Source organism: Exiguobacterium sp. JMULE1 (genome assembly GCF_013337175.1).
In the GTDB taxonomy this organism is placed as follows: Bacteria; Bacillota; Bacilli; order Exiguobacteriales; family Exiguobacteriaceae; genus Exiguobacterium_A; species Exiguobacterium_A indicum.
On sequence record NZ_SGWC01000002.1, the window covers coordinates 98,869 to 119,543 of the forward strand.

Genomic DNA, 20,675 nt, shown 5'->3' on the forward strand with positions numbered 1-20,675 from the left:
AACGTGGAGGGATTTCATGCATATCGAACAATCATCCATCGTCGTCGATCAGACGACCGTTTCATATGATCATTTTCAAATGGGGTCCAAACAGGTCTGCTTCTTGATCTCGGGAGCATCGTACCTATACGACCATCCTTACTTTTACTACAGCCGGATGGCGCTACTAGCTCGAGACATCGATGTCATCTGTATTCACTATGTGACAGAAGAGCTATTTTCGATGTCAGACGCTGAATCGAATGCTTGCATGACACGCCGGGTCGACGCTGTCGTCTCAGAAGTGCTTGCGACACATACATACGAAAACGTCCAGTTTATTGCGAAGTCACTAGGAACGATTCCTTTAGCGGCATTACTTGCTAAGCCGAATCTACAGACAGCACGCTTTGTCTTCTTAACACCCGTCCTGACTGAAGTGGCCGAACAAATCGCCACCTCGTCGCAAGCTGGACTCCTCGTCATCGGGACAGCCGATAAGTTTTATGATGAAGTGGCACTTGAAACGTGTCACACCTCGCAACTGACGATTGATGTCATGGAAGGAGCCAATCATTCCTTGGATCAAGGATTCGAGGTCGATCAATCGCTTGCGGTTCTCGGACATGTCGTTCGTCAAATTGAAGCGAGTTTGTTCGAACCACTACCTAAGTAACAAAAAATCCGTACAGCAGATGCTCTGCTGTACGGATTTTTTAGTATGGACGAAGTAAGGCACGAACAGGACTACCGTCGCCGTCGACGAGCGGAAGTGGGACGGCGTTGAGGTGGTAATCACCAGGCGTGATCGCATCCAGGACGAGTCCTTCGAGGATATGGACTCCATGCTGCGCCAGTGCGTGATGGGCCGGCATTTCCTTGCTATCGATCGCATCGACGCTTGGTAAGTCGAGACCAATCAGCGAAATCCCGAGTTCCCCGAGACGTTCAGCAAGACTTGGCGTCAAGACGGGAATCGTTTCTGGGAACGTTGATTTGTCGATCCAGCCATCCGTTTTGATGATCAAGCGCTGGACGTCATTTAGCTCAAAGCCATCTAAATCAGCGGCTGTTATTTCTGTACGACCTGGTAAGTAAATGACGCGCGCATGTCCGATGTAGAGATCCGGATCAAGGTCGATGATTTTTTGTCCGGCATCGTCAAAATGAAACGGCGCGTCGACATGAGTGCCAGTATGCAGACTCATCGTTACCTTTCCGACGTTGACGGAACCGGTGTCTGCCTTATTCCATGTCAATATCGCGTCAAACGGTGTATCTCCCGGCCACGTCGTGACGTGGCGATCAAGTGGTTGTGAAACATCAATCCATCGTGTCATCGCTTCATCCTCCTCATAATGTCGTGCGGACTGACCACAGTTCCGGGAAGAATCGGTGGTCGAGCACACGTCGTAGATAACTGACGCCAGAAGAACCGCCCGTTCCTGGCTTTTGTCCGATGATCCGTTCGACGGTACTCATATGGTTAAAGCGCCACATCTGCTGCTGGCTCCCGATATCGAGTAGTTTTTCACCGAGTTCATACAAATCCCAGTATTGTTCAACATCACGATAGACGGTCGCCCAAGCTGCTTCGACACTTGCATTCGGCGTCCAGTCTTGCGTGACATCACGTTCGAGGACAGACTCGTCGATTGGTAGACCATGTCGCGCCATCGCTCGGACCGTTTCGTCGTAGATGCTTGGTGTCTTCAGGTCTTCGAGTATCATCGGATAGAGTGTTTCGTCATGCGCATACACTTTTAGCATCTGCTCGTTCTTGAAGCCGAGCGCAAATTCGATTTGTCGGTTTTGATAGGACTGGAACCCAGATGAGTGACCGAGTGAATCGCGGAATTCTAAATACTCGGCAGGAGTCAAGGTCGACAAAACATTCCACGACTGAATCAATTGGTGCTGAATCTTTGAGATGCGTGCGAGCATCTTAAAGGATGATTCGAGATCATCGTTTGCGACCGCTTGAGTCGCCGCACGCATCTCATGCAGGATCAGCTTCATCCATAGTTCGCTCGTTTGATGAATGATGATGAACAGCATCTCGTCATGATGCCCAGATAAGCGATGTTGACTCGTAAGCAATGGATCTAGTTGCAAATAATCCCCGTAGGACATATCTTTCTTAAAATCCGTTTGAATCGATGCTTCAATAGACGTAGGATCTGTCTTTGTCATTCCCATTCATCCCCTTTATCGAGTTAATTCAGTTTTCGTTTTTCAGCGGTCTGTGGTTGTTCCGGATGCGCCCGTTTCCAGAAGAAATAGGCGATCGATAAGAACACTAACCACGGTACACCAAACTTCAAGACGATTTGGAAATCCGTGAACCACGTCGTCAGGACGAGTGCGAATAATAGCAACGCACCGAGAGCTGTCAGATACGGATAGCCCATCATCCGGACCGGTAACGTCCGTCCGCCTTCGCGTTCCCACGCTTTACGGAAGTAGAGGTGGGAGATGAAAATCATGAACCACGTGAAAATTGCCCCGAACATCGAAATCCCCATCATGAACGGATAAGAGACGCTCGACTGACTGCTGATGATCGCAGCAAGGAAAATCCCGATCGTTGATACGGCGAGTGCGAAGAGTGGCACGCCTCTATGGTTTAAACGACCAAACACTTTCGGCGCATATGTTGCCTTCGATAACGAATACATCATCCGTGTCGAAGCATACAGTTGACTGTTCATCGCAGACAGTGCTGCCGTCAGGATGATGAAGTTCATAATGCCTCCTGCATACGGAATCGATAGCATCTCCATTACTTTAACGAAGGGACTTTGATCGACACCGCCTGCTTGTTGCCACGGGACGATCATCAACATCAAAGCAATCGTGATGACATAAAACGTCGAGAGACGGAATACTGTCGCTTTTAATGCTTTCGGTACGGCGACATCTGGATCCTTCGCTTCACCAGCGGTTACGGCAATCAATTCCGTTCCGAGGAAGCTGAACAGGGAGATGAAAATCGCGATCCAGAGACCTGAGAAACCGAACGGCATGAAGCCACCGTCATTCGTGAAGTTTTGTGGACCAATCTCAGGACTTGGACTACCGATGACCAAGTAGGCACCAAGCAGGATGAATAGCAAGATGGCACTGATCTTAATGACCGAGAACCAGTATTCGAAGGTCGCGAACGTGTTGACTGTCGTTGCGTTGATGTAAATCAACGCGGCAGCGAATACGAGAATCCAGACGAATCCGGGAACGTCCGGGAACCAGTATTTCATATAGATCGCAATCGCACTGACTTCAACACCAATCGCTAGGACGTTTGCAATCCAGTACGAATAGCGGACGAGGAAACCAGCGTAGGGACTAATATAACGCTCTGCAATCGTCCCGAACGAGCCGGATGTCGGATGGGCGACTGTCATTTCAGCCAGACAGCCCATTAAAAGTAGGACGATGAAGGCGCCGACCGCATAACTGATCAGAACGCTCGGACCAGCAAGCCCGATCGCAAGTCCACTTCCGAGGAAAAGACCGGTACCGATCGCACAGCCCATTGCAATCATCGTGAGTTGGCGTGTCTTGAGTTCACGCCGTAGTTCAGTAGGTTGTTCCATGGTGTACTCCTTAAGCAACGACTTCGCGTTCATTCGCGAAACGTTCGTATTCTTTATCTTTCATGATTCGTTTGAGTGTCGCGACGACGTCATAGACATCGGTGAACGTATTATAGAGCGCGACGGGTGCTAGACGGACGATGTTTGGCGCCCGGAAATCGGGGATAATCCGATTTTCCTTGAGTGCTTTACAGATCCGTGCTGCTTCCGGGTGCTCGAGGCTGAGATGCGCCCCGCGGCGTTTATCATCGATCGGATTTCCGATGACGAAACCGTACGGTGTGAGTTCCTGCTCGACGAGTTCCATCATGTACTGCGTCAACGCGAGTGATTTTGTCCGAACGGCTTCGATACCGACTTCGTCAAACATCTCTAATGCACCGATTTGTGGAGCGAGACTTAAGACGTGTGGTGTCCCGATTTGGAAAGCACCGGCATGCGCCGCCGGTGTCATCGTATGATCCATATCGAACTGCTTATCCTTCCGTGAACCGAACCAGCCTGTCAAACCAGGCAACGTTCCGAAATGACGTTCGTGGACGAATAATCCACCAACTGTTCCAGGACCACCGTTCAAGTGTTTGTAATTACACCAGTAGGCAAAGTCGACACCCCAGTCATGGAACGCGTGGGGAACGGCTCCGACGGAATGACAACCATCAAAACCAATCAGGATGCCGCGGTCGTGTGCCGCTTTCGTCAAACGCTCCATATCGAGAATTTGTCCACTTCGATAAAGCACGGCCGGCAAGACGATCAACGCGATATCATCCGTCATCGCGGCGATGATATCATCTTCTTCTAAAAAGCGACCATCCCGACTCGGTACTTGGATGAGGTGTGTCTCCGGGTCCAGGCCACGTAAGCGAAGTTGGCTTTGAAGGGCATAGATGTCTGACGGGAACGTCAGCGCGTCCGCTAAAATCTTGTCTCGACCTTCCGTTGGTTGGAAGAATGTCGCGACGAGTTGATGGAGATTGACGGTCGTCGAACCAGTGACCATGACTTCTTCTGCTTGTGCGCCGACGAGCGGAGCGTTGAGAGCAGCGAGACGTTCCGATAATTCGAACCAAGGATGACGTCCTTTCATCCAGCCATCGATCCCGAGTTCTTTCCAGTCTGATAGCGACTCGAGCAACGTCTTCTCGGCACGCTTCGACAATAAGCCGAGCGAGTTTCCGTCCATATAGATACTACCCGGTTGCAGATAAAACTCATCACGATAGGCGGCGAGTGTATCTTGCTCATCCCGAGCAACAGCATCGGTCCGTTTTGCTTGCAGTGTCATATGTCATCCTCCTCAAATGAATGCTCAATCAATTTTGACAAAAGCGTAGCAAACAAATTGACATTGTGTCAATATTATCGAATAGAGAAAACAAAAGGAGTGAAGGACATGTCATCTTCTCAACCAGAAAAAATCGATAAACGTCATCTGCGCACGGTGCGGACACGCGAGAAACTGTTGAGTGCGGCACGTGACGTCTTCTTAGAACAAGGGTTTCAAACGGCAACGATTTCACAAGTAATCAAACAAGCTGGCGTCGGCTACGGAACAGCCTATGTCCATTTCGAAGGGAAAGATGAGCTGCTCGTCGTCCTGATGGAAGATGTCATGAGCCGCTTCCACGCGATCGCGGAACGAACATTCGAACCGACGACGCCGCTAGAGGCAAAGGAACGCATCGTGACGCAAGCGACGGATTTCTTACGTCTCGCGGAAGAAGAACGAGCGATACTACGGATTGTCGAGCAAGCAATCGGCGTGTCTTACATCGTCCGTGCAAAATGGAAAGCGATTCGGGAACGGTTCATTGATCGGATCAGTCAGGATATCCAGTATGCGCAGGAGACAGGACTTGCGCGGCAGGATGTCGACTCGAAACTCGTCGCCCGTGGTTGGTTCTTTGCGAATGAGATGTATTTATTCGAAGTCGTCCGTGAAGAGGCGACAGCGACGATCGAAGAGATTGCGCACGTCTTAGCGACGATTTATACGCAAGGGCTCTACCGGATCGAGGATTGATGAACGGACGGGAAGGGAACGTTTCGAAGTAGAAGGGAGCGTGACCGGGATGCCGTTTGATTACGATCTCGATTTCAAGACGACGGATTTTCGTAAGGAGCCGGAAAAGTACCGGGTTGGACGCGGGGAGCAAGGGGTCTTACTCGTCGAACCTTATAAAAGTGAGATTTTGCCGCATTGGCGTTTTAAGACGCCGGACATCGCGAAGGAATCGTCTGAGAAAATTTATGAGATGTATTTAGCTTATAAAGAAGACGGAGACTTCGTCGGCATGGATATGGCGCGGAAGTTCATTCAGATGGGACATACGCGCGCACGACGTTACGCGAACTACAAGGGTGGGCGTAAATATAAAGATAAAGAGACCAAAGAATTACACACGCGCGAGATTGACGAAGAAAAAGCAAAATCTGCGGCCATCTTCCAAGAAAAATGGGATTTGATCCGGGCGGATGAAGAGTATTTGGCATTAAAACGGGAACATCAAAAACAATACGGTTAAACGGAAGTCATGCTTTCTCTCAATGGAGGAATGGAGTGGAGACGGTGCGAACAGGATCGAAAATTATCGTCGGAATCGTCATTGTTTGCGTACTGGCTTTAGTTTGGTGGCTCGCATCACCTCTTTTTTTGAATGAATCAGTCGATGAAGGACTGCCGCCAGGTTCTTCAACAGTGGAACAAAAGGAGGAGGAAAACAACTCCGAAACGTCACAACCTTCTCCTGAAGAAACGGAAGCTGAATTATCAGGCCAATTCATGGACGGTGAAAAAAATTACAAAACATCAGGGAACATCAAGACGCTAACTGTAGACGATACGTTGTATCTACGTTTTGAAGATTTTCAAACGACGAATGGTCCGGATTTGTTTGTGTACTTGATCGAGCCCGGTGAAGATACAGCAGACGGCATTCGTCTCGGCACCTTAAAAGGAAATCAAGGAAATCAGAACTATATGATTCCAAAAGACGTCGATTTGACGAAACATAGCCGTGTCGTCATTTGGTGTCGTGCTTTTGATGCTGACTTTGGAACAGGTGATTTAAAAGCAATGAATGAATGAAAAAGCAATGCGCTTCCGAATAAAAAATCGGGAACGCATTACTTTTTTGACGTTAAGAAGTTTGTTCGACTTTTTTAATTAAACGCGATTGACGTTTCTGCCAGATGAACGATCCGATGAACGTCACGACGAGGAAAATCAGACCGAGTGCAAACGGATAGAGAATGTTGACGTCATACAGGACACCTGCAAGCGTCGGTCCGAGTACGTTCCCGATGCTCATGTAGGCGTTGTTCATTCCCATAGCAAAGCCTTGCTCATTACCAGCGAGCTTTGAAATCATCGTATTCAAGACGGGACGTAAAATCGATGTCGCAAGGAAGATGACGAGGGTAATCGCAAAGAATCCACCGTAACTTGATGTCAATAATGACAACAGGAAACCGAGTGCTGCGATGAACAGGAATAGGTTCAAGACCTTTCCTTCTCCGAGACTACGTGACAGCTTATCGACGATGAAGATTTGAGCAATGACGCTGATGATACCGGTCGACGTTACCATGATCGCGATGTCCTTCGGTGAAGCACCGAATTGGTCATCGACGAATAGACCAAGTACTGATTCGTATGCCATGAGACCGAAGCTCATGACGAGTGTAATGACGAGCGGTACGAAGTACGGTTTCTTAAACGACGTGCCGAGTTTTCGAAGCATCGACCCTTCGTCTGGTGCCATCGCTGTCGCATCGTGTTTTTCGCTTTCTTGAAGTAACAGGACGCTGAACAAGACGGCTGCCCCTGAGACGATCGCTGAGACGAGTAGTGGCAATTTTAAGTCGTATTCGGCAAGGAATCCACCAATTCCAGGACCGATGACGATTCCGAGTGACATCGCAGCTGAGACGTAACTGTTTCCTTTTGCGCGCTGATCCATCGTCGTGATGTCCGCGACGTAAGCAAAAATTGCGGGAATCAGGAGTGCAGCACCGGCACCACCGATTGCGCGCGAGATGTAGAGGACCGTGACGGAATTGGAGAAGTAGAAGACGAACATCGAGAGCGTCAAGCCGATCAATCCATAGATGATCATCTTGCGACGACCGTATTGGTCCGCCCATTTTCCGGCAATCGGTGACATGACGAGTTGTGCTCCGGCAAAGATGGCGATCATTAATCCAGCCGCCGTTCCACCCTGTCCAATCGATGCTAAGTAAGCGGGTAGAATCGGAATGATGATCCCGAAGCTCCCGACCGCAATGAACATGTTGATCATGAGGACCGTTAATTTTTTTCGTTGATCCGCGTGCAAGGGGACCCCTTCTTTCGACCCGCTTTCTGTAAGCGGTTATTTGTTTCACCTTCATAATCTTAGATTCAAGCTAAATCACCTGTCAATCATGAAGGGTTTCTCTAACAGAAAAACGTTCCGATTGCGTCTCCGTTTGGGGAGAGAGACGTCATCGGAACGTTTTTATTTTTGAATTGGGGCTTGATTGGCGCGAGCAGGGGTAGCTCGCAGAATGCGCACCTCTTAAAAGTGCGTCAACTTGTCCTTTGCGGACGTTCTCGGTTTGACAGGTGGAACGATGGCAGGCCAGCCGATTTGAATGACGCCGAGAACGCGTTCGTTTTCAGAAGCGTCAACGAGTGAGGCATACTCTGGTGTGAACCAGTGTTTTCCGCTCTTCCAGCAACACCCAAGACCTCGTTCTGTTGCTACCAACTGCAGATTTTGAATCATCGCAGCCGTTGCGAGAGTATCCTCTAGCTGTTGATCCGGTGTCCCTTGTACCTGACAAAGTACTGTTAAGTAAACTGGGACTTCCCGTAATTTTTGTTCAGCCTGTTGACGTTGTTCAGACGTTTTCGTCTCGAATTGACCACGCGCCGTCAGTAACTCCATTAAGGCATCGACATACCGTGTTTGTCCGTCTTCGATTGCGAGAACAAAGCGCCAAGGCTCTCGTAATTTATGATTCGGAGCATAAATCGCTGTATCGAGTAATGCTTCTACCAATTCGACCGGAACCGGTTGTTCCGTGTAGGATCGGATCGAGCGGCGTGTTTCAATCACTTGTTGGGCATGCATCCGTTTCATCTCCTCACTGAGTACTTTTTCACTATAAATGATAACGATTATCATTGTCAACGTTATTTATCAGAAAACAAAAAGACGATTCCCAAGAGGAAATCATCTTTCGTTTTCGTATTTAAGAGGCTTTTCGTTCCTCGTCTTGATCTTGAGCAACGGTCGTTAGCTTCTTTTTCATGAGGCGAATCCGATATAGGGCAAATAGATAATGAGCGAAATAAATCGTAAAACCAAGGAAAATCGTTAACGCTACATGAATTTGAACGCCAGGAACAGCATGAAGCTGAATGAAGAGTAAGACAGCCATTGCCATCGTATAAAGCACCATTTCCACCGATTGTGGCATGACGCGTTGACGTTTTAAGAAAAAGGAACGCATGAGTGGCAGGACGACGAGACTGACGAGACGATCAACCAGTCCGATGACGAGCACGCTGATCACCATCGCTAAACCATTTTCAAAAGCGATTAACCGTGGGAAGACAAGATAAGTGACGAGTAATAGTGGTCCAACTAATAAAAAGATTGAAATCGAGGCACGTGCGAATACGAAGAGCCCGTTGACACTTGTTAAAAAGGCACGAACGATCTTTTGTGACCAAGGGGATGGTCGACCAACTTGCCAAGCAAAACAACAAGCAAAGATGAACGCATAAAATTGCAGAAAGGCAACCATAAAGCATCTCCTTTAGATATGAAACTCATTGTCCCTAGTGTATCGATTTTAAGGCTGAAGTGCAAAGAAGAACTTTTCGTAAAGTATAAGAAAAGACCAGCTGATAGGACATCAACTGGTCTGTCGTCAATCAATCCAGATTCGGTTCTTTTTTTCCGTGCAAGAAGAAGGACAGAATCAGTGCAAGCGCAGATAAGACGGTCGCAATCCAGAACGCATCGGTGATCCCTTGGATCGTCGCTTGTTTCGTCAGCATCGTAAACCAACTCGTCGAAGCAGCTTGGGAGCTACCCAGCTGTTGACCAAGATCGTTTAAATGTTGCGAAAGCGTCGGGTCGAGCGTCGTGAACTGATTCGCATCGTCTGCCAAGTGAGCCGTCGTTTGACGGGTCATGACGGTGACGAGAATTGCCGTTCCGATGGAGCCGGCGACTTGACGAAGTGTGTTTTGGGTCGCGTTTCCGTGTGGGATCATCTTCATCGGTAAAGCGTTCATACCAGCAGTCATGATCGGCATCATGATAAATGCCATACCGAATGACCGAAGCATGTAGATACCCATGATGGAATAATACGACGTATCCATGTTTAATTGCGTCAATTCCCATGTTCCGTACGTCATCAACGTCAAACCGAAGATAGCAAGCGGACGAATACCGAAGCGGTCAAATAAACGACCGGCAATCGGTCCGGTGATACCCATGATCAGTGATCCGGGTAAAAGGAGCAGACCTGAATCGACCGGTGAAAAACCGCGAATGCTTTGAAGGTAAATCGGTAAAAGTAACATCCCGCCGAACAAGGCCATCGTGACGATGACATTGATGAAGAGGGTGAACGAAAATTCCGGTACCTTTAACACACGAATATTCAACATCGGATCTTCCATCGACAGCTCACGCATCGCAAAAGCAGCAATCCCGATTAAACCGATGACGATCGTGCTGATGACGATCGGGCTATCCCAGCCGTCATTCCCGGCTTCACTGAATCCGTAAAGGAGACTCCCGAATCCGATCGTACTAAATAAGACGCCCAGTGCGTCGAAAGAAGGTTTCGAGAGTGGCTGCGTCAGGCGGAACCAGGCTGTACCGAGTAACAATGTCACTAATCCAAAGAACGACATCGCATAAAACATGACGTGCCAGTCATAGTTTTGGATGACATATCCCGTGATCGTAGGTCCGACAGCAGGAGCGAGAATCATCGCGATTCCGAGCATTCCCATGGCAGCACCGCGCTTATGCGGTGGGAATAATGTCATGAAGACGTTTGATCCGAGTGGCATCAAGATACCAGCCCCCGCTGCCTGAACGACACGACCAATCATCATGACCGGGAAGTTCATTGCCATCGAACAGATGACCGATCCGAAGAAAAACAGTGTCATTGAAGCGAGAAACAGCTGGCGGAACGTATAGCTTCGCATCAAAAAGGCACTGATCGGAATCAAAATCCCGTTAACGAGCATGAAGCCTGTCGTCAACCACTGGGCAGTGGACGTCGACACGTTGAAGTCATTGATCAGAACTGGTAATGCGACATTAATCAACGTTTGGTTCAAAATAGCAATGAACATACCGATGAGTAAGACCGTCAGTACTTTCGGAATACTGACGTTTTCAGTCGATACCTGTTTAGAAGGTGTTGCGACTGGTGGTGTCACGGTCATCGTCGGTTCCGTCTCGAGGGATTCCTCAAGAGTCGGTCCGTCCGTCGCAAGTGCTACGTCGGATGGGCGACTTCGACGGGCAATCCAGTTGACGCCGATGATGATCAGAATCGTGAACGCACTGTATCCGAACAAGAAGGTAGTAGACATGAACGTCCCTCCTTAATCCTTATGAATGCGGACGGTCACATTCATACCAGGTCGAATGTCGAGTGATTTTTCTTGCGAGAGTGAGACTTTAACAGGAATGACTTGTGCGACTTTCGTGTAGTTCGCGTTTCCGTTTGAAGAAGGCATCATTGAGAACGTGGAAGCCGTCGTCATACCGATTTGCTCGACTTCACCAGAAAGTGTCGTGTCCGGGTAGCTGTCGACATAGACATCCACTGTTTGTCCGACTTTGATTTCATCGATTTCTGTTTCTTCGATGTTCGCTGTGACCCAAAGGTCGTTTAAGTCAAAACCATAGGCGAGAGGTGTACCTGCTGCGACGAAGCCGTTCTTTGTCGCCATCGACTGAACGATCGTTGCTTTTGAGGGCATTGAAACCGAGAAGTCCGTCGGTTTTTGTCCGGCTTGTGCCGTCATGACGTGTCCGACTGTTGCCCCACTGGCAAGTGATTCGCCTGTTTTCGCAGACCAGTCCGTTAATTTACCAGCGCTTGGGCTCGCAACTGTTATCATCTTACCGTCGATTTTCGCATTGTCTGTTTTGACATAGCTCGTTGCTTGATCGTAATAGTAGTATCCGACAACACCACCACCGATTAAAACGATGAGTGTCACGATATTGATGATCAATAATTTTTTCATACTCATGGGTGTGTTAGCATCCTTTCTTGTGTACAATCGATTCAAAAAAAGTACTCCTCTGGGGGGAGGAGTAATTAATATAGTTAATTATATGGATCGTTAGCTAACAAACAACCGACAATTTCCGACAAAATGTTGGAAAAATAGATGATAACGGATTCATTAATGAAAAGATGATGAAAAAGGAGTGAAATATGGATGAATGAGAGCCGTGATCCCCGACCAAAACGGTCACGTGACCGTATTACAATGGAATTATTTCGTTTACTGAAGACGCACAGCTTTTCAAGTATTACTGTCAAAATGCTGACGGATGGAGCCGGTGTGAATCGTTCAACCTTCTACGCACACTATACGGATAAGTATGATTTGCTCGACCAAATCGTTGAGGAGCAAATGAAGGCACTTGAACAAGCGATTCGGATCACGGGTACAGGAACTGTCTTTCCGACAGTCGAGCAGGTGAGTCGCTATTTTGCTCGTTTGTTCATTCATATCGAAGAAAATGAATTATTCTATCAGACGATGCTCGTTCAAGGACCGATCAAAACGTTCATCTCTCGTTTTCTCGATACATTGAAAGAGAATTATCGAATTGTGTTTCGACCGCAAATCACAGAAGAAGCTACGTTCGTCGATCGGGACTTATTATTAAACTATGTCATTGGTGGACAGTTGGGATTGTTGATTTCGTGGTTACGAAACGGTCGACCGTATTCATCAGAATACATGGCAGAACAATTAAGTCGGATGATTGTCTTTGGAACGGTTGAAAGCATCGGTTTTCCTAAAGAGACGGAATGAAGACGTAAAAGAAAAGACACTCCCCTACGGAAGTGTCCCATTAGTTTAAGCTTGTCGGAATGCAAGTTCTTTCGTATAGATCGTACTCCGGTTCCGTCCGCTTTCTTTTGAGTAATACAACGCTTTATCTGCCTGTTGTAATGCTTCAAGTGACGTATGCGAACCACTGGAATGGGAAATCCCAAGTGAGATCGTGATTTGCAGATCAGGTACATCTGCTGTCGGGAACAGGTTACGTGCGACCGTCAGCCGAGCTAGTTCTGCTATTTTTTGCGCTTCTTTCGCTGAAGTACTTGGTAAGATGATTAAAAATTCTTCACCACCGTACCGTCCGACGAGGTCGTCTGGACGCGTTAAGGAAGCGAGAGTCATGCCGAGTTGGCGTAACACATCATCGCCCGCATCATGACCATATGTATCATTGACATGCTTGAAGAAATCGATATCGATGAGTACAAGCGAATAGCCTTGGTCGGTCGAACCGACAAGCGAAAGCGAGTCATCCAGACGACGACGATTGGCGAGCCCTGTCAAAGCATCCGTCATGGCGAGTTTCTGCTGATACTGGATGTTTTCGAAGTGACGGCGTAATTCCGTCAGTAATCGATAAGCGACAAAGCCAGCTAATAAATTAAAGAAGACGTACGCAATCGAGATTTTAAAGAATGTCGACCAGCTGTTCGTCAGGATGTAGATGGCGGGCAACGAATAGAGAATACCGACCAACACCATAAGCTGAAAATGACGCATCGAGACATGGATGAATCGACGAATGATCCCAATCGTCGTGATGAACAAGACGATGATCAGCGTCGATAAATAAAATCCTTCCATTTGATCAACTGGTGTTAAAAAGTAACGTGTCCCGATGATCATTGCACCAGCAACGATGGCGCTTGGGAAACCACCGATCAGCATGGCGATTGCGACAGGAACGATACGTAAATCAACACGGGCGACGTCGATTTGAATCCCGTTAAACATCAATAAAACCGCAATCAGACCAGAGACTGCTCCGAGTATAAGTCGAATGCTCCATTTGGAGTTCAATGAAATACGCGGTTGATTCCGAAACGGTAAGAACAAGAGAGTAATCGTTGTGAACAGTAGACAAAAGTTAATGATGAATTGATTCATGATGGCCAACAAATCCTCCCAACTCCCCCAGCTAACAGATTTCCATATATATACTTCCAGTATACTCAAGTAGATAACGGTTAGACATAGAGAAATCTTTAGACAAAATAGAAAAAACGGTAGAAAATCTACCGTTTTTAAGAAGATGAAGTAAGAGTATCCTCATCCATCGTCTGTAAAATTTTATCAAAGACACGAATCATCGTTTCGAGCTCTTCTTCCGTCAATGTACCGAAGCGATCTTGTAAATAGTTTTTCCGAACGATTTCGAGATCTCGAAATGCACGTTCCCCGTCCTCCGTCAAAGCGAGGACGATCGAACGACGATCTTCCGTCGAACGTGTCCGTGTGACGTATCCTTGTTTATACAGCTTATCCGTTAAAGCAGTGACTTGACTCGTCGCGAGCTCAAATTGTTCCGCGAGAAGCGTCGGGCGCTGAGGCCCATTTTCAGAAAGGCTTCGTAAGATGAAAAATTCACTCCGGGTCGCCGTTCCTTCAAATAGCCGGTTAAGTTCACGTCGCAGGGTACGAAGAATGACACGCATTTGTTCTTCGAGTCGATAAGTTAGCAAATCACGTTCCTGTGGCATGCAAGCAGCATCCTTTCTCTCAGTGGACTTCTACCATTTAGTGTACTAAACATATCGGATTTTTACCATCTACTACCCCAGATTCGAAAAAGGCAATTGACAATTTCGTGGCGTTTTGTGTAATATGGCGTAGTAATAACTAACTTAATTCAGTTCTCACTCAACCAGTGGGATGGAGGTTGCAGTTCTTAAGAGTACGGTTACGGATGTCGTCAAGCGACAGATGAAGTGACCTGAAAGGAAGAATTGCCGAAATCAATCATCGCTTTGAAGATGATCGATTGGGATTAGATCGAATAGGTCTAATACTGTCACAAGTCGGGTATCACTTACTTGTGGAGAGCTATCTTTCACGACGGTAGAATGAGGCGCATCCATTTTATTATGTTGCGTTCTCATCTTCCATCTGGAAGATGAGGACGCTTTTTGTTTTTTTCATTCAAAAAGTGTCCTCTCAAAAAATCTAAACAGAGAGAAGCGAACGAAATGAACAATCTAGATGTAAAACAAACAACAGATTCGACAGCAGAAGGATTAAAACGTGGATTACAAGCCCGTCATATGTCGATGATCGCCATCGGTGGGGCAATCGGAACAGGACTCTTCATTGCGTCCGGTGCTTCCGTCGCAGCAGCAGGACCAGGTGGGGCGCTCCTATCGTATGCAATCGTTGGTCTGATGGTCTACTTCCTCATGACAAGTCTTGGTGAAATGGCGGCGTACATGCCTGTCGCCGGATCCTTCTCGACATATGGAACGAAATTCGTCGATCCATCATTCGGCTTTGCACTTGGCTGGAACTACTGGTACAACTGGGCAGTCACGATCGCAGTCGAGCTCGTCGCAGCACAAATCGTCATGACGTATTGGTTCCCGGACGTTCCTGGATTTTATTTCAGTGCTTTGTTCCTCTTACTCATGATTGGCTTGAACTACTTCTCCGTTAAAGGATTCGGAGAAGCGGAGTATTGGTTCGCGATGATTAAAGTCGTTACCGTCATCGTCTTCTTAGTCGTCGGTGTTGCGATGATTTTCGGTGTCTTTACATCGGAGCCACCGGTTGGCTTTAAAAACTTTGCTCTTGGCGATGCGCCGTTCGTCGGTGGTATTCCTGCCGTCATCGGTATCATTCTCGTTGCCGGATTCAGTTTCCAAGGTACAGAACTGGTCGGGATTGCAGCGGGTGAATCGGAAGATCCGAAAAAGAATGTTCCAAAAGCAGTCAAACAAGTCTTCTGGCGCATCTTGCTTTTCTACGTCTTCGCGATTTTTGTCATCGGAATGCTCATTCCGTATACAAGTCCGAACTTGGTTTCGAATGACATTACGGACGTAGCGGTGAGTCCGTTTACGCTCGTCTTTGAAAAAGCAGGTCTTGCGTTCTCAGCAGCACTCATGAACGCCGTCATCTTGACGTCTGTTCTATCTGCCGGAAACTCAGGTATGTATGCTTCGACACGGATGCTGTACACACTGGCGCGTCAAGGGGATGCACCGAAGTTATTCGCAAAAGTATCGAAAAACGGTGTACCGCGTAACGCTTTGCTCGCAACAGGAGCAGTCGGTGCCCTCTGTTTCTTGACGTCGATGTTTGGTGGACAAGTCTACTTGTGGTTACTCAATGCTTCCGGGATGACAGGATTCATCGCATGGCTCGGGATTGCGATCAGTCACTATCGTTTCCGTAAAGGATTCGTTGCACAAGGTCACTCGTTGAAAGACTTACCATATGTTGCACCAGCGTTCCCGTTCGGTCCGCTGTTCGCATTCGGTCTTTGTTTCCTCGTCATCGTCGGTCAAAACTATGCCGCATTCCTCGCTGATCAAATTGATTGGGTCGGAATTGCCGCAACGTATGTTGGTATTCCATTATTCCTTGCTTTCTGGTTAGGACATAAATTCAAAAACCGGACGTCAATCGTTCGTTATGACGAGATGGACTTCCCAGAACATCCACGTCAATCATAATCAGTGAGCCACCTTCAAATGAAGGTGGCTTTTTAGATGTCGCTTCAAGTAAGATGAAAGAAAAACAGGAGGCGATCTTCGTGAATTACTGGTACCACTTTAAGCGTGCCTTCTTACCGATCGCATTATTGCTTGTGACGCTAGCCTTATACCAAATGATTTATCGTTTGAATAACATCTGGTATTCGCTTGGAGGACTTCTCCTTGTCTTTGCGGCGATTTACTTCGTCATGCGTCGTCTAAAAGCGAACCCAGAGGATTGAATGAGCAGGAAAGTCGAGTCCATTCTCTGAACGCGGTAAAATAGACACATACAGAGGAGGGGAAGATAGATGGCAAAAGCAATATTTGCAGGTGGTTGTTTCTGGTGCATGGTCAAGCCATTCCATAAATATGATGGGGTAGAGCAGGTCATTTCAGGATATACCGGTGGTCATACAGAGAACCCGACTTATAAAGAGGTCTGTTCGGAAACGACAGGTCACTTGGAGGCGGTTGAAGTCACGTACGATCCGTCCGTCATTACGTACGAAGAATTACTCGAGATCTTCTGGCGTCAAATCGATCCGACAGATGGTGGAGGTCAATTCAATGACCGTGGTGAATCATACCAACCGGCTATCTTTTATGTCGATGAAGCACAGCGTGAAGCAGCTGAACGTTCGAAAGCAGCGCTTGACGCATCAGGACGCTTCTCGCGTCCAGTCGCGGTAGAGATTCGTCCAGAAAAGCCGTTTTGGCCAGCCGAAGAATATCACCAAGATTATTATAAAAAGAATCCGTTCCGTTATCAGATGTATAGTGTCGGCTCAGGTCGCGCGAAATTCATCAAAGAAGCGTGGAAGGACCACGGTAAGGAAAAAGAATTGAAAGAGCGTCTGACACCAATTCAGTATAAAGTCACACAAGAGAACGGGACAGAACCCGCTTTCCGTAACGAATACTGGGATGAAGAACGTCCAGGACTGTACGTCGATATCGTCGATGGTACACCACTCTTCACATCAAAAGATAAGTTCCAGTCAAACTGCGGTTGGCCGAGCTTCGCTAAACCCATCTCAGAAGACAAGATGGAAGTCGAACTCGATACGAGTCACGGGATGACGCGGACGGAAGTGCGTTCTGCGAATGCGGATAGTCACCTCGGTCATATCTTCGATGATGGTCCGACAGAACTTGGTGGTCTTCGCTATTGTATCAACTCAGCAGCATTACGATTTATTCCGCTTGAAGAGCTTGATTCGGCAGGATATGGGGAATATAAAAAACATTTCGAGTAACATGTAAGGAGCAGTCAAACGATTTCGTTTTGACTGCTCTTTTTTTCAAATGGAAGGGAGAGAATCGAATGTTTCGACCTGTATATGAAGAGATTCGACAAATGACGATTGCGAAGGTGCTTGATTTCTACGATCACGAAATCCGTCAGCTCGATGAGCAAGCACGTCAGGAAAAGTACGACAAGATGAGCTTGAGTCCGTTTCGCTTTTTCCGTGGGAGTTCGCATCTGTTTTATTATGACGTGACGCGAATCCCCCTTGGTTTTGATACACCTCTTGATAAACCGACGTGGATTCAGGGAGATCTTCATTTTGAGAATTTCGGTGTCCATGGCAATGCGAAGGGAGATATCATCTACGACGTCAATGACTTTGATGAAGGGTACTTAGGATCTTATCTATACGATTTGATTCGCATGGCGGTCTCCGTCCGGTTGTTCGCTGAAGAGGCAGGATACGATCCGACTCCTGCGATTCGAAATTATGTTCTGGAATACTTACACGATTTAAAAAAGTACGCTCTCGGAAAAGATCCGAGTGATGTCTGTTTTACGCGGGATAATACGAAAGGACCAATCAAGAAGTTGATCAAAAAAGCAGAAAAGAAACGTGAGGAATTAATGGGAGAGCGGACGGAACTGGTGGATGGCGTGAGACGTTTTTGTACATTACCGGATATGCAAGCGGTAGATGATCCGACGCGAATAGCGATTGAGTCTGCTTGGTCCTCCTATATCGAGACGATTGACGCAGAGGATCGTCGTGACGAAGCGTTCTATACAATCAAGGATATCGTCCGGAAACTAGACAGTGGAACGGCATCGATTGGTCTTGAACGCTATTACATCTTGATTGAGGGGGAGGGAGGGGAAGAAGATTTGATTCTAGAGATGAAACAAGCTCAAACTTCTGTCCCTTCGTTGTTCCTTCCCGTCTATCGTCCAGAAGCAGAAACAGTTCATCAAGGACGCCGGATCATCACATCTCAAAAAGCGATGCAGGCATATGAGGATCCATATCTTGGCTACCTGACGATTGGGAAAAAGGAATATTATGTACGTGAGCGCTCCCCATATAAGAAAAAACTAAAAGCAAAGCATATCAAAAGTCAGGAAGACCTTGAGAACGTGCTGTGTATTCAAGGTCAAATTACCGCGAAAATCCATGCGCGGGCGGATCAGGACGCCGGGATTAAAGAAAAAATTTTGACACATCATGCGGATGTTGAAATCATCCAAGCCATTGGTGTTTCGGACACCGCTTTTTTAGAGCAAATCGAGCGTTGGTCAGAAGCCTACGTGACACGAACAAAGCTGGATTACCAAGTGTTTTTAGAGTGGATGAAGACCCGAAAAATAATTTAAAAACCTAATAAACTGAGGCTTGTTAGATGGGTGTGTAACATGTGTTACATATCCATCTTTTTTGTACAGATTTTTTTGTTTAACGAATGAAAGCGTTCAACAAAATAGAAATAGGTATAATGACCTATATCAATTTATCAGAAAACTTCGTAAATTTTTGATTAAGTTCTTACGGACGACTCGCTCCGTAGGACAAATCAAAAGAGACATAGGGGGAAGTACATCATGAGCTTGACGCGGAAAAAAGATGTTTCCGCTATGATTGCTGCAAGTAAACGAAACAGTGGACTTGCTCGAAATCTTGGCGCGATGGATTTAACGTTTTTAGGAATTGGCGCCATCATCGGAACCGGAATCTTCGTTTTGACGGGAACAGGAGCATTGACTGCAGGACCAGGACTTATCGTATCATTCATTCTATCTGCCATCGCCTGTGGTCTAGCTGCTCTTGCTTACGCTGAATTCGCATCAACGATTCCGGTCAGTGGATCCGTCTATACGTACACGTATGCAACGATGGGAGAGATCTTCGCTTGGATCATCGGTTGGAACTTGATCCTCGAATATGGACTCGCCTCGAGTGCTGTTGCAGCCGGATGGTCTGGATACTTCCAGTCCTTGCTCGCAGGCTTCAATATTCATATACCGACGGCGCTCTCAGCGGCTCCTGGAGCAATCGAAGGAGCGAAGACATTCTTCAACCTTCCAGCGTTCTTAATCCTCTTTGCCATTACGGCATTGTTGTCGATGGGGATCAAGGAAACAAAACGTGTCAACAACATCATGGTCGTCATCAAATTAGCAGTTGTTGTTCTCTTCATCGTCGTAGGGGTTGGCTACGTTGAACCTACGAACTGGGCACCATTTACGCCATTCGGTTGGGGAGGCGTCTTCTCGGGTGCCGCGATCGTCTTCTTCGCGTACATCGGTTTTGATGCTGTTACATCAGCAGCAGAAGAAGTCCGCGACCCACAAAAGAACTTACCACGCGGGATTATCGGTTCACTTGCTGTCTGTACGATTTTATACGTCATCGTTGCAGCCATCATGACAGGGATCGTACCTTACCAACAATTTGCTGGTGTCGATCATCCGGTCTCACTCGCCATCCAAATGGCGGGGCAAAACTGGGTTGCCGGATTCATCGATCTTGGTGCAATTCTCGGGATCACAACGGTCATTCTCGTCATGACTTACGGAATGGTGCGCCTTGCATTCGCCATCTCGCGTGACGGAATGTTCCCGAAAGTGTTCTCTGAAGTACATCCGAAGTACCAAACACCATTCAAGGCGACGTGGATGATTGGATTAGGTAGCTCACTCGTTGCTGGATTCGTTCCGCTCGATGTCATCGCAAACCTCGTCAACATGGGTACACTGGCAGCATTCGTCTTGATTTCTGTTGCTGTCTTGGTTCTTCGCAAGACACAGCCGGATCTCCCGCGTGCGTTCAAATGTCCTGGTATGCCATATGTGCCAATCGCAGCGATTGCTTCGTGTCTCTTCTTGATGTTCAATTTGAAACTCGAAACATGGATCGCGTTCGTGATCTGGCTCGCGATTGGTTTAGTACTCTACTTCGCCTTTGCGCGTAAGAGTTCGAACCTGCATCCCGGAAATATGCCAGCGGCTGAACTCGCTGCTTCAAAAGAAGAACAGTAACACACAAA

Annotated in this window: 21 protein-coding genes and 1 riboswitch; of the genes, 10 read left to right on the plus strand and 11 right to left on the minus strand. The window is 47.4% G+C overall.

The annotated features are described in order from the left end of the window. Nucleotides 1-16 precede the first annotated feature (16 nt). Nucleotides 17-655: a cyclase gene (locus EXW93_RS00810; protein ID WP_174315903.1), complete on the plus strand. Its 639-nt coding sequence runs from the start codon at nt 17-19 to the stop codon at nt 653-655. A 40-nt stretch (nt 656-695) separates the two neighbouring features. On the opposite strand, the gene kynB is transcribed toward EXW93_RS00810, so the two are convergent. The 4 genes from kynB to kynU are packed head-to-tail and all read right to left on the minus strand — an operon-like array spanning nt 696 to nt 4,863. After that, nucleotides 696-1,319: an arylformamidase gene (gene kynB, locus EXW93_RS00815; protein WP_035399239.1), complete on the minus strand. Its 624-nt coding sequence runs from the start codon at nt 1,317-1,319 to the stop codon at nt 696-698. A 13-nt stretch (nt 1,320-1,332) separates the two neighbouring features. Beyond that, nucleotides 1,333-2,172 carry a tryptophan 2,3-dioxygenase gene (gene kynA, locus EXW93_RS00820; protein ID WP_174315904.1) on the minus strand — a complete coding sequence of 280 codons (840 nt, stop codon included), beginning with the start codon at nt 2,170-2,172 and terminating at the stop codon, nt 1,333-1,335. Nucleotides 2,173-2,195: 23 nt separating this feature from the next. Further along, complete coding sequence (locus tag EXW93_RS00825) at nt 2,196-3,575, minus strand: amino acid permease (protein ID WP_035399235.1); 1,380 nt, start codon at nt 3,573-3,575, stop codon at nt 2,196-2,198. A 10-nt stretch (nt 3,576-3,585) separates the two neighbouring features. Then, entirely contained in the window at nt 3,586-4,863 is a 1,278-nt protein-coding gene (gene kynU / locus EXW93_RS00830) for a kynureninase (protein WP_174315905.1), read from the minus strand. 108 nt (nt 4,864-4,971) lie between these two features. Between kynU and EXW93_RS00835 the strand changes: the two genes are divergently transcribed. From EXW93_RS00835 to EXW93_RS00845, 3 genes are read left to right on the plus strand one after another with little or no spacing between them, the layout of a single operon-like run. Continuing rightward, on the plus strand, nt 4,972-5,601 hold the full coding sequence (locus tag EXW93_RS00835; protein ID WP_064300475.1) for a TetR/AcrR family transcriptional regulator: 630 nt from the start codon (nt 4,972-4,974) through the stop codon (nt 5,599-5,601). Between the two features lie 49 nt (nt 5,602-5,650). Next, nucleotides 5,651-6,103, plus strand: a complete 453-nt coding sequence (locus EXW93_RS00840; RefSeq protein WP_023466724.1) for a DUF4385 domain-containing protein — start codon at nt 5,651-5,653, stop codon at nt 6,101-6,103. Between the two features lie 35 nt (nt 6,104-6,138). Next, complete coding sequence (locus EXW93_RS00845) at nt 6,139-6,666, plus strand: DM13 domain-containing protein (protein WP_055969882.1); 528 nt, start codon at nt 6,139-6,141, stop codon at nt 6,664-6,666. Between the two features lie 52 nt (nt 6,667-6,718). On the opposite strand, the gene EXW93_RS00850 is transcribed toward EXW93_RS00845, so the two are convergent. The 5 genes from EXW93_RS00850 to EXW93_RS00870 all read right to left on the minus strand — a co-directional run bounded on the left by EXW93_RS00850 (nt 6,719) and on the right by EXW93_RS00870 (nt 11,865). Continuing rightward, nucleotides 6,719-7,915, minus strand: coding sequence for an MFS transporter (locus EXW93_RS00850; RefSeq protein WP_023466726.1), 1,197 nt, complete (start codon nt 7,913-7,915; stop codon nt 6,719-6,721). 222 nt (nt 7,916-8,137) lie between these two features. Continuing rightward, the gene (locus tag EXW93_RS00855; RefSeq protein WP_023466727.1) at nt 8,138-8,695 is read right to left on the minus strand and encodes a nitroreductase family protein; all 558 of its coding nucleotides are present in this window, start codon (nt 8,693-8,695) and stop codon (nt 8,138-8,140) included. A gap of 121 nt (nt 8,696-8,816) precedes the next feature. After that, on the minus strand, nt 8,817-9,374 hold the full coding sequence (locus tag EXW93_RS00860; RefSeq protein ID WP_023466728.1) for a hypothetical protein: 558 nt from the start codon (nt 9,372-9,374) through the stop codon (nt 8,817-8,819). Between the two features lie 130 nt (nt 9,375-9,504). After that, on the minus strand, nt 9,505-11,196 hold the full coding sequence (locus EXW93_RS00865; RefSeq protein WP_023466729.1) for a DHA2 family efflux MFS transporter permease subunit: 1,692 nt from the start codon (nt 11,194-11,196) through the stop codon (nt 9,505-9,507). A 12-nt stretch (nt 11,197-11,208) separates the two neighbouring features. Next, nucleotides 11,209-11,865 (minus strand): HlyD family secretion protein, encoded by a 657-nt coding sequence (locus EXW93_RS00870; protein ID WP_023466730.1) that lies wholly within the window; start codon nt 11,863-11,865, stop codon nt 11,209-11,211. 192 nt (nt 11,866-12,057) lie between these two features. Here EXW93_RS00870 and EXW93_RS00875 point away from each other — a divergent pair, with 192 nt between their 5' ends. Continuing rightward, nucleotides 12,058-12,663, plus strand: a complete 606-nt coding sequence (locus EXW93_RS00875; protein ID WP_023466731.1) for a TetR/AcrR family transcriptional regulator — start codon at nt 12,058-12,060, stop codon at nt 12,661-12,663. Between the two features lie 45 nt (nt 12,664-12,708). Here the strand turns inward: EXW93_RS00875 and EXW93_RS00880 are convergent, their stop codons facing one another. Together EXW93_RS00880 and EXW93_RS00885 are read right to left on the minus strand one after the other, a co-directional pair. After that, complete coding sequence (locus EXW93_RS00880) at nt 12,709-13,800, minus strand: diguanylate cyclase (RefSeq protein WP_235147612.1); 1,092 nt, start codon at nt 13,798-13,800, stop codon at nt 12,709-12,711. 137 nt (nt 13,801-13,937) lie between these two features. Then, nucleotides 13,938-14,393 carry a MarR family winged helix-turn-helix transcriptional regulator gene (locus EXW93_RS00885; protein ID WP_023466733.1) on the minus strand — a complete coding sequence of 152 codons (456 nt, stop codon included), beginning with the start codon at nt 14,391-14,393 and terminating at the stop codon, nt 13,938-13,940. 165 nt (nt 14,394-14,558) lie between these two features. Next, a riboswitch (Lysine riboswitch) is annotated at nt 14,559-14,747 on the plus strand. A 132-nt stretch (nt 14,748-14,879) separates the two neighbouring features. Here EXW93_RS00885 and EXW93_RS00890 point away from each other — a divergent pair. The 5 genes from EXW93_RS00890 to bcaP all read left to right on the plus strand — a co-directional run bounded on the left by EXW93_RS00890 (nt 14,880) and on the right by bcaP (nt 20,667). Next, entirely contained in the window at nt 14,880-16,361 is a 1,482-nt protein-coding gene (locus tag EXW93_RS00890; RefSeq protein ID WP_029343164.1) for an amino acid permease, read from the plus strand. 80 nt (nt 16,362-16,441) lie between these two features. Continuing rightward, on the plus strand, nt 16,442-16,624 hold the full coding sequence (locus EXW93_RS00895; protein ID WP_035399267.1) for a hypothetical protein: 183 nt from the start codon (nt 16,442-16,444) through the stop codon (nt 16,622-16,624). A gap of 69 nt (nt 16,625-16,693) precedes the next feature. Then, nucleotides 16,694-17,641, plus strand: coding sequence for a peptide-methionine (S)-S-oxide reductase MsrA (gene msrA / locus EXW93_RS00900; protein WP_035399219.1), 948 nt, complete (start codon nt 16,694-16,696; stop codon nt 17,639-17,641). 68 nt (nt 17,642-17,709) lie between these two features. Next, nucleotides 17,710-19,005 (plus strand): DUF2252 domain-containing protein, encoded by a 1,296-nt coding sequence (locus EXW93_RS00905; protein WP_174315906.1) that lies wholly within the window; start codon nt 17,710-17,712, stop codon nt 19,003-19,005. A 225-nt stretch (nt 19,006-19,230) separates the two neighbouring features. Beyond that, complete coding sequence (gene bcaP / locus EXW93_RS00910; RefSeq protein ID WP_035399215.1) at nt 19,231-20,667, plus strand: branched-chain amino acid transporter BcaP; 1,437 nt, start codon at nt 19,231-19,233, stop codon at nt 20,665-20,667. The last annotated feature ends 8 nt before the right edge of the window (nt 20,668-20,675 follow it).

Excerpts from the sequence above, each read along its gene's own strand:
- EXW93_RS00810 (WP_174315903.1), top strand. The coding sequence starts at position 17 with ATGCATATCGAACAATCATCCATCGTCGTCGATCAGACGACCGTTTCA.
- kynB (WP_035399239.1), bottom strand. The coding sequence starts at position 1,319 with ATGACACGATGGATTGATGTTTCACAACCACTTGATCGCCACGTCACG.
- kynA (WP_174315904.1), bottom strand. The coding sequence starts at position 2,172 with ATGACAAAGACAGATCCTACGTCTATTGAAGCATCGATTCAAACGGAT.
- EXW93_RS00825 (WP_035399235.1), bottom strand. The coding sequence starts at position 3,575 with ATGGAACAACCTACTGAACTACGGCGTGAACTCAAGACACGCCAACTC.
- kynU (WP_174315905.1), bottom strand. The coding sequence starts at position 4,863 with ATGACACTGCAAGCAAAACGGACCGATGCTGTTGCTCGGGATGAGCAA.
- EXW93_RS00835 (WP_064300475.1), top strand. The coding sequence starts at position 4,972 with ATGTCATCTTCTCAACCAGAAAAAATCGATAAACGTCATCTGCGCACG.
- EXW93_RS00840 (WP_023466724.1), top strand. The coding sequence starts at position 5,651 with ATGCCGTTTGATTACGATCTCGATTTCAAGACGACGGATTTTCGTAAG.
- EXW93_RS00855 (WP_023466727.1), bottom strand. The coding sequence starts at position 8,695 with ATGCATGCCCAACAAGTGATTGAAACACGCCGCTCGATCCGATCCTAC.
- EXW93_RS00860 (WP_023466728.1), bottom strand. The coding sequence starts at position 9,374 with ATGGTTGCCTTTCTGCAATTTTATGCGTTCATCTTTGCTTGTTGTTTT.
- EXW93_RS00865 (WP_023466729.1), bottom strand. The coding sequence starts at position 11,196 with ATGTCTACTACCTTCTTGTTCGGATACAGTGCGTTCACGATTCTGATC.
- EXW93_RS00870 (WP_023466730.1), bottom strand. The coding sequence starts at position 11,865 with ATGAGTATGAAAAAATTATTGATCATCAATATCGTGACACTCATCGTT.
- EXW93_RS00875 (WP_023466731.1), top strand. The coding sequence starts at position 12,058 with ATGAATGAGAGCCGTGATCCCCGACCAAAACGGTCACGTGACCGTATT.
- EXW93_RS00880 (WP_235147612.1), bottom strand. The coding sequence starts at position 13,800 with ATGAATCAATTCATCATTAACTTTTGTCTACTGTTCACAACGATTACT.
- EXW93_RS00885 (WP_023466733.1), bottom strand. The coding sequence starts at position 14,393 with ATGCCACAGGAACGTGATTTGCTAACTTATCGACTCGAAGAACAAATG.
- EXW93_RS00890 (WP_029343164.1), top strand. The coding sequence starts at position 14,880 with ATGAACAATCTAGATGTAAAACAAACAACAGATTCGACAGCAGAAGGA.
- msrA (WP_035399219.1), top strand. The coding sequence starts at position 16,694 with ATGGCAAAAGCAATATTTGCAGGTGGTTGTTTCTGGTGCATGGTCAAG.
- EXW93_RS00905 (WP_174315906.1), top strand. The coding sequence starts at position 17,710 with ATGTTTCGACCTGTATATGAAGAGATTCGACAAATGACGATTGCGAAG.
- bcaP (WP_035399215.1), top strand. The coding sequence starts at position 19,231 with ATGAGCTTGACGCGGAAAAAAGATGTTTCCGCTATGATTGCTGCAAGT.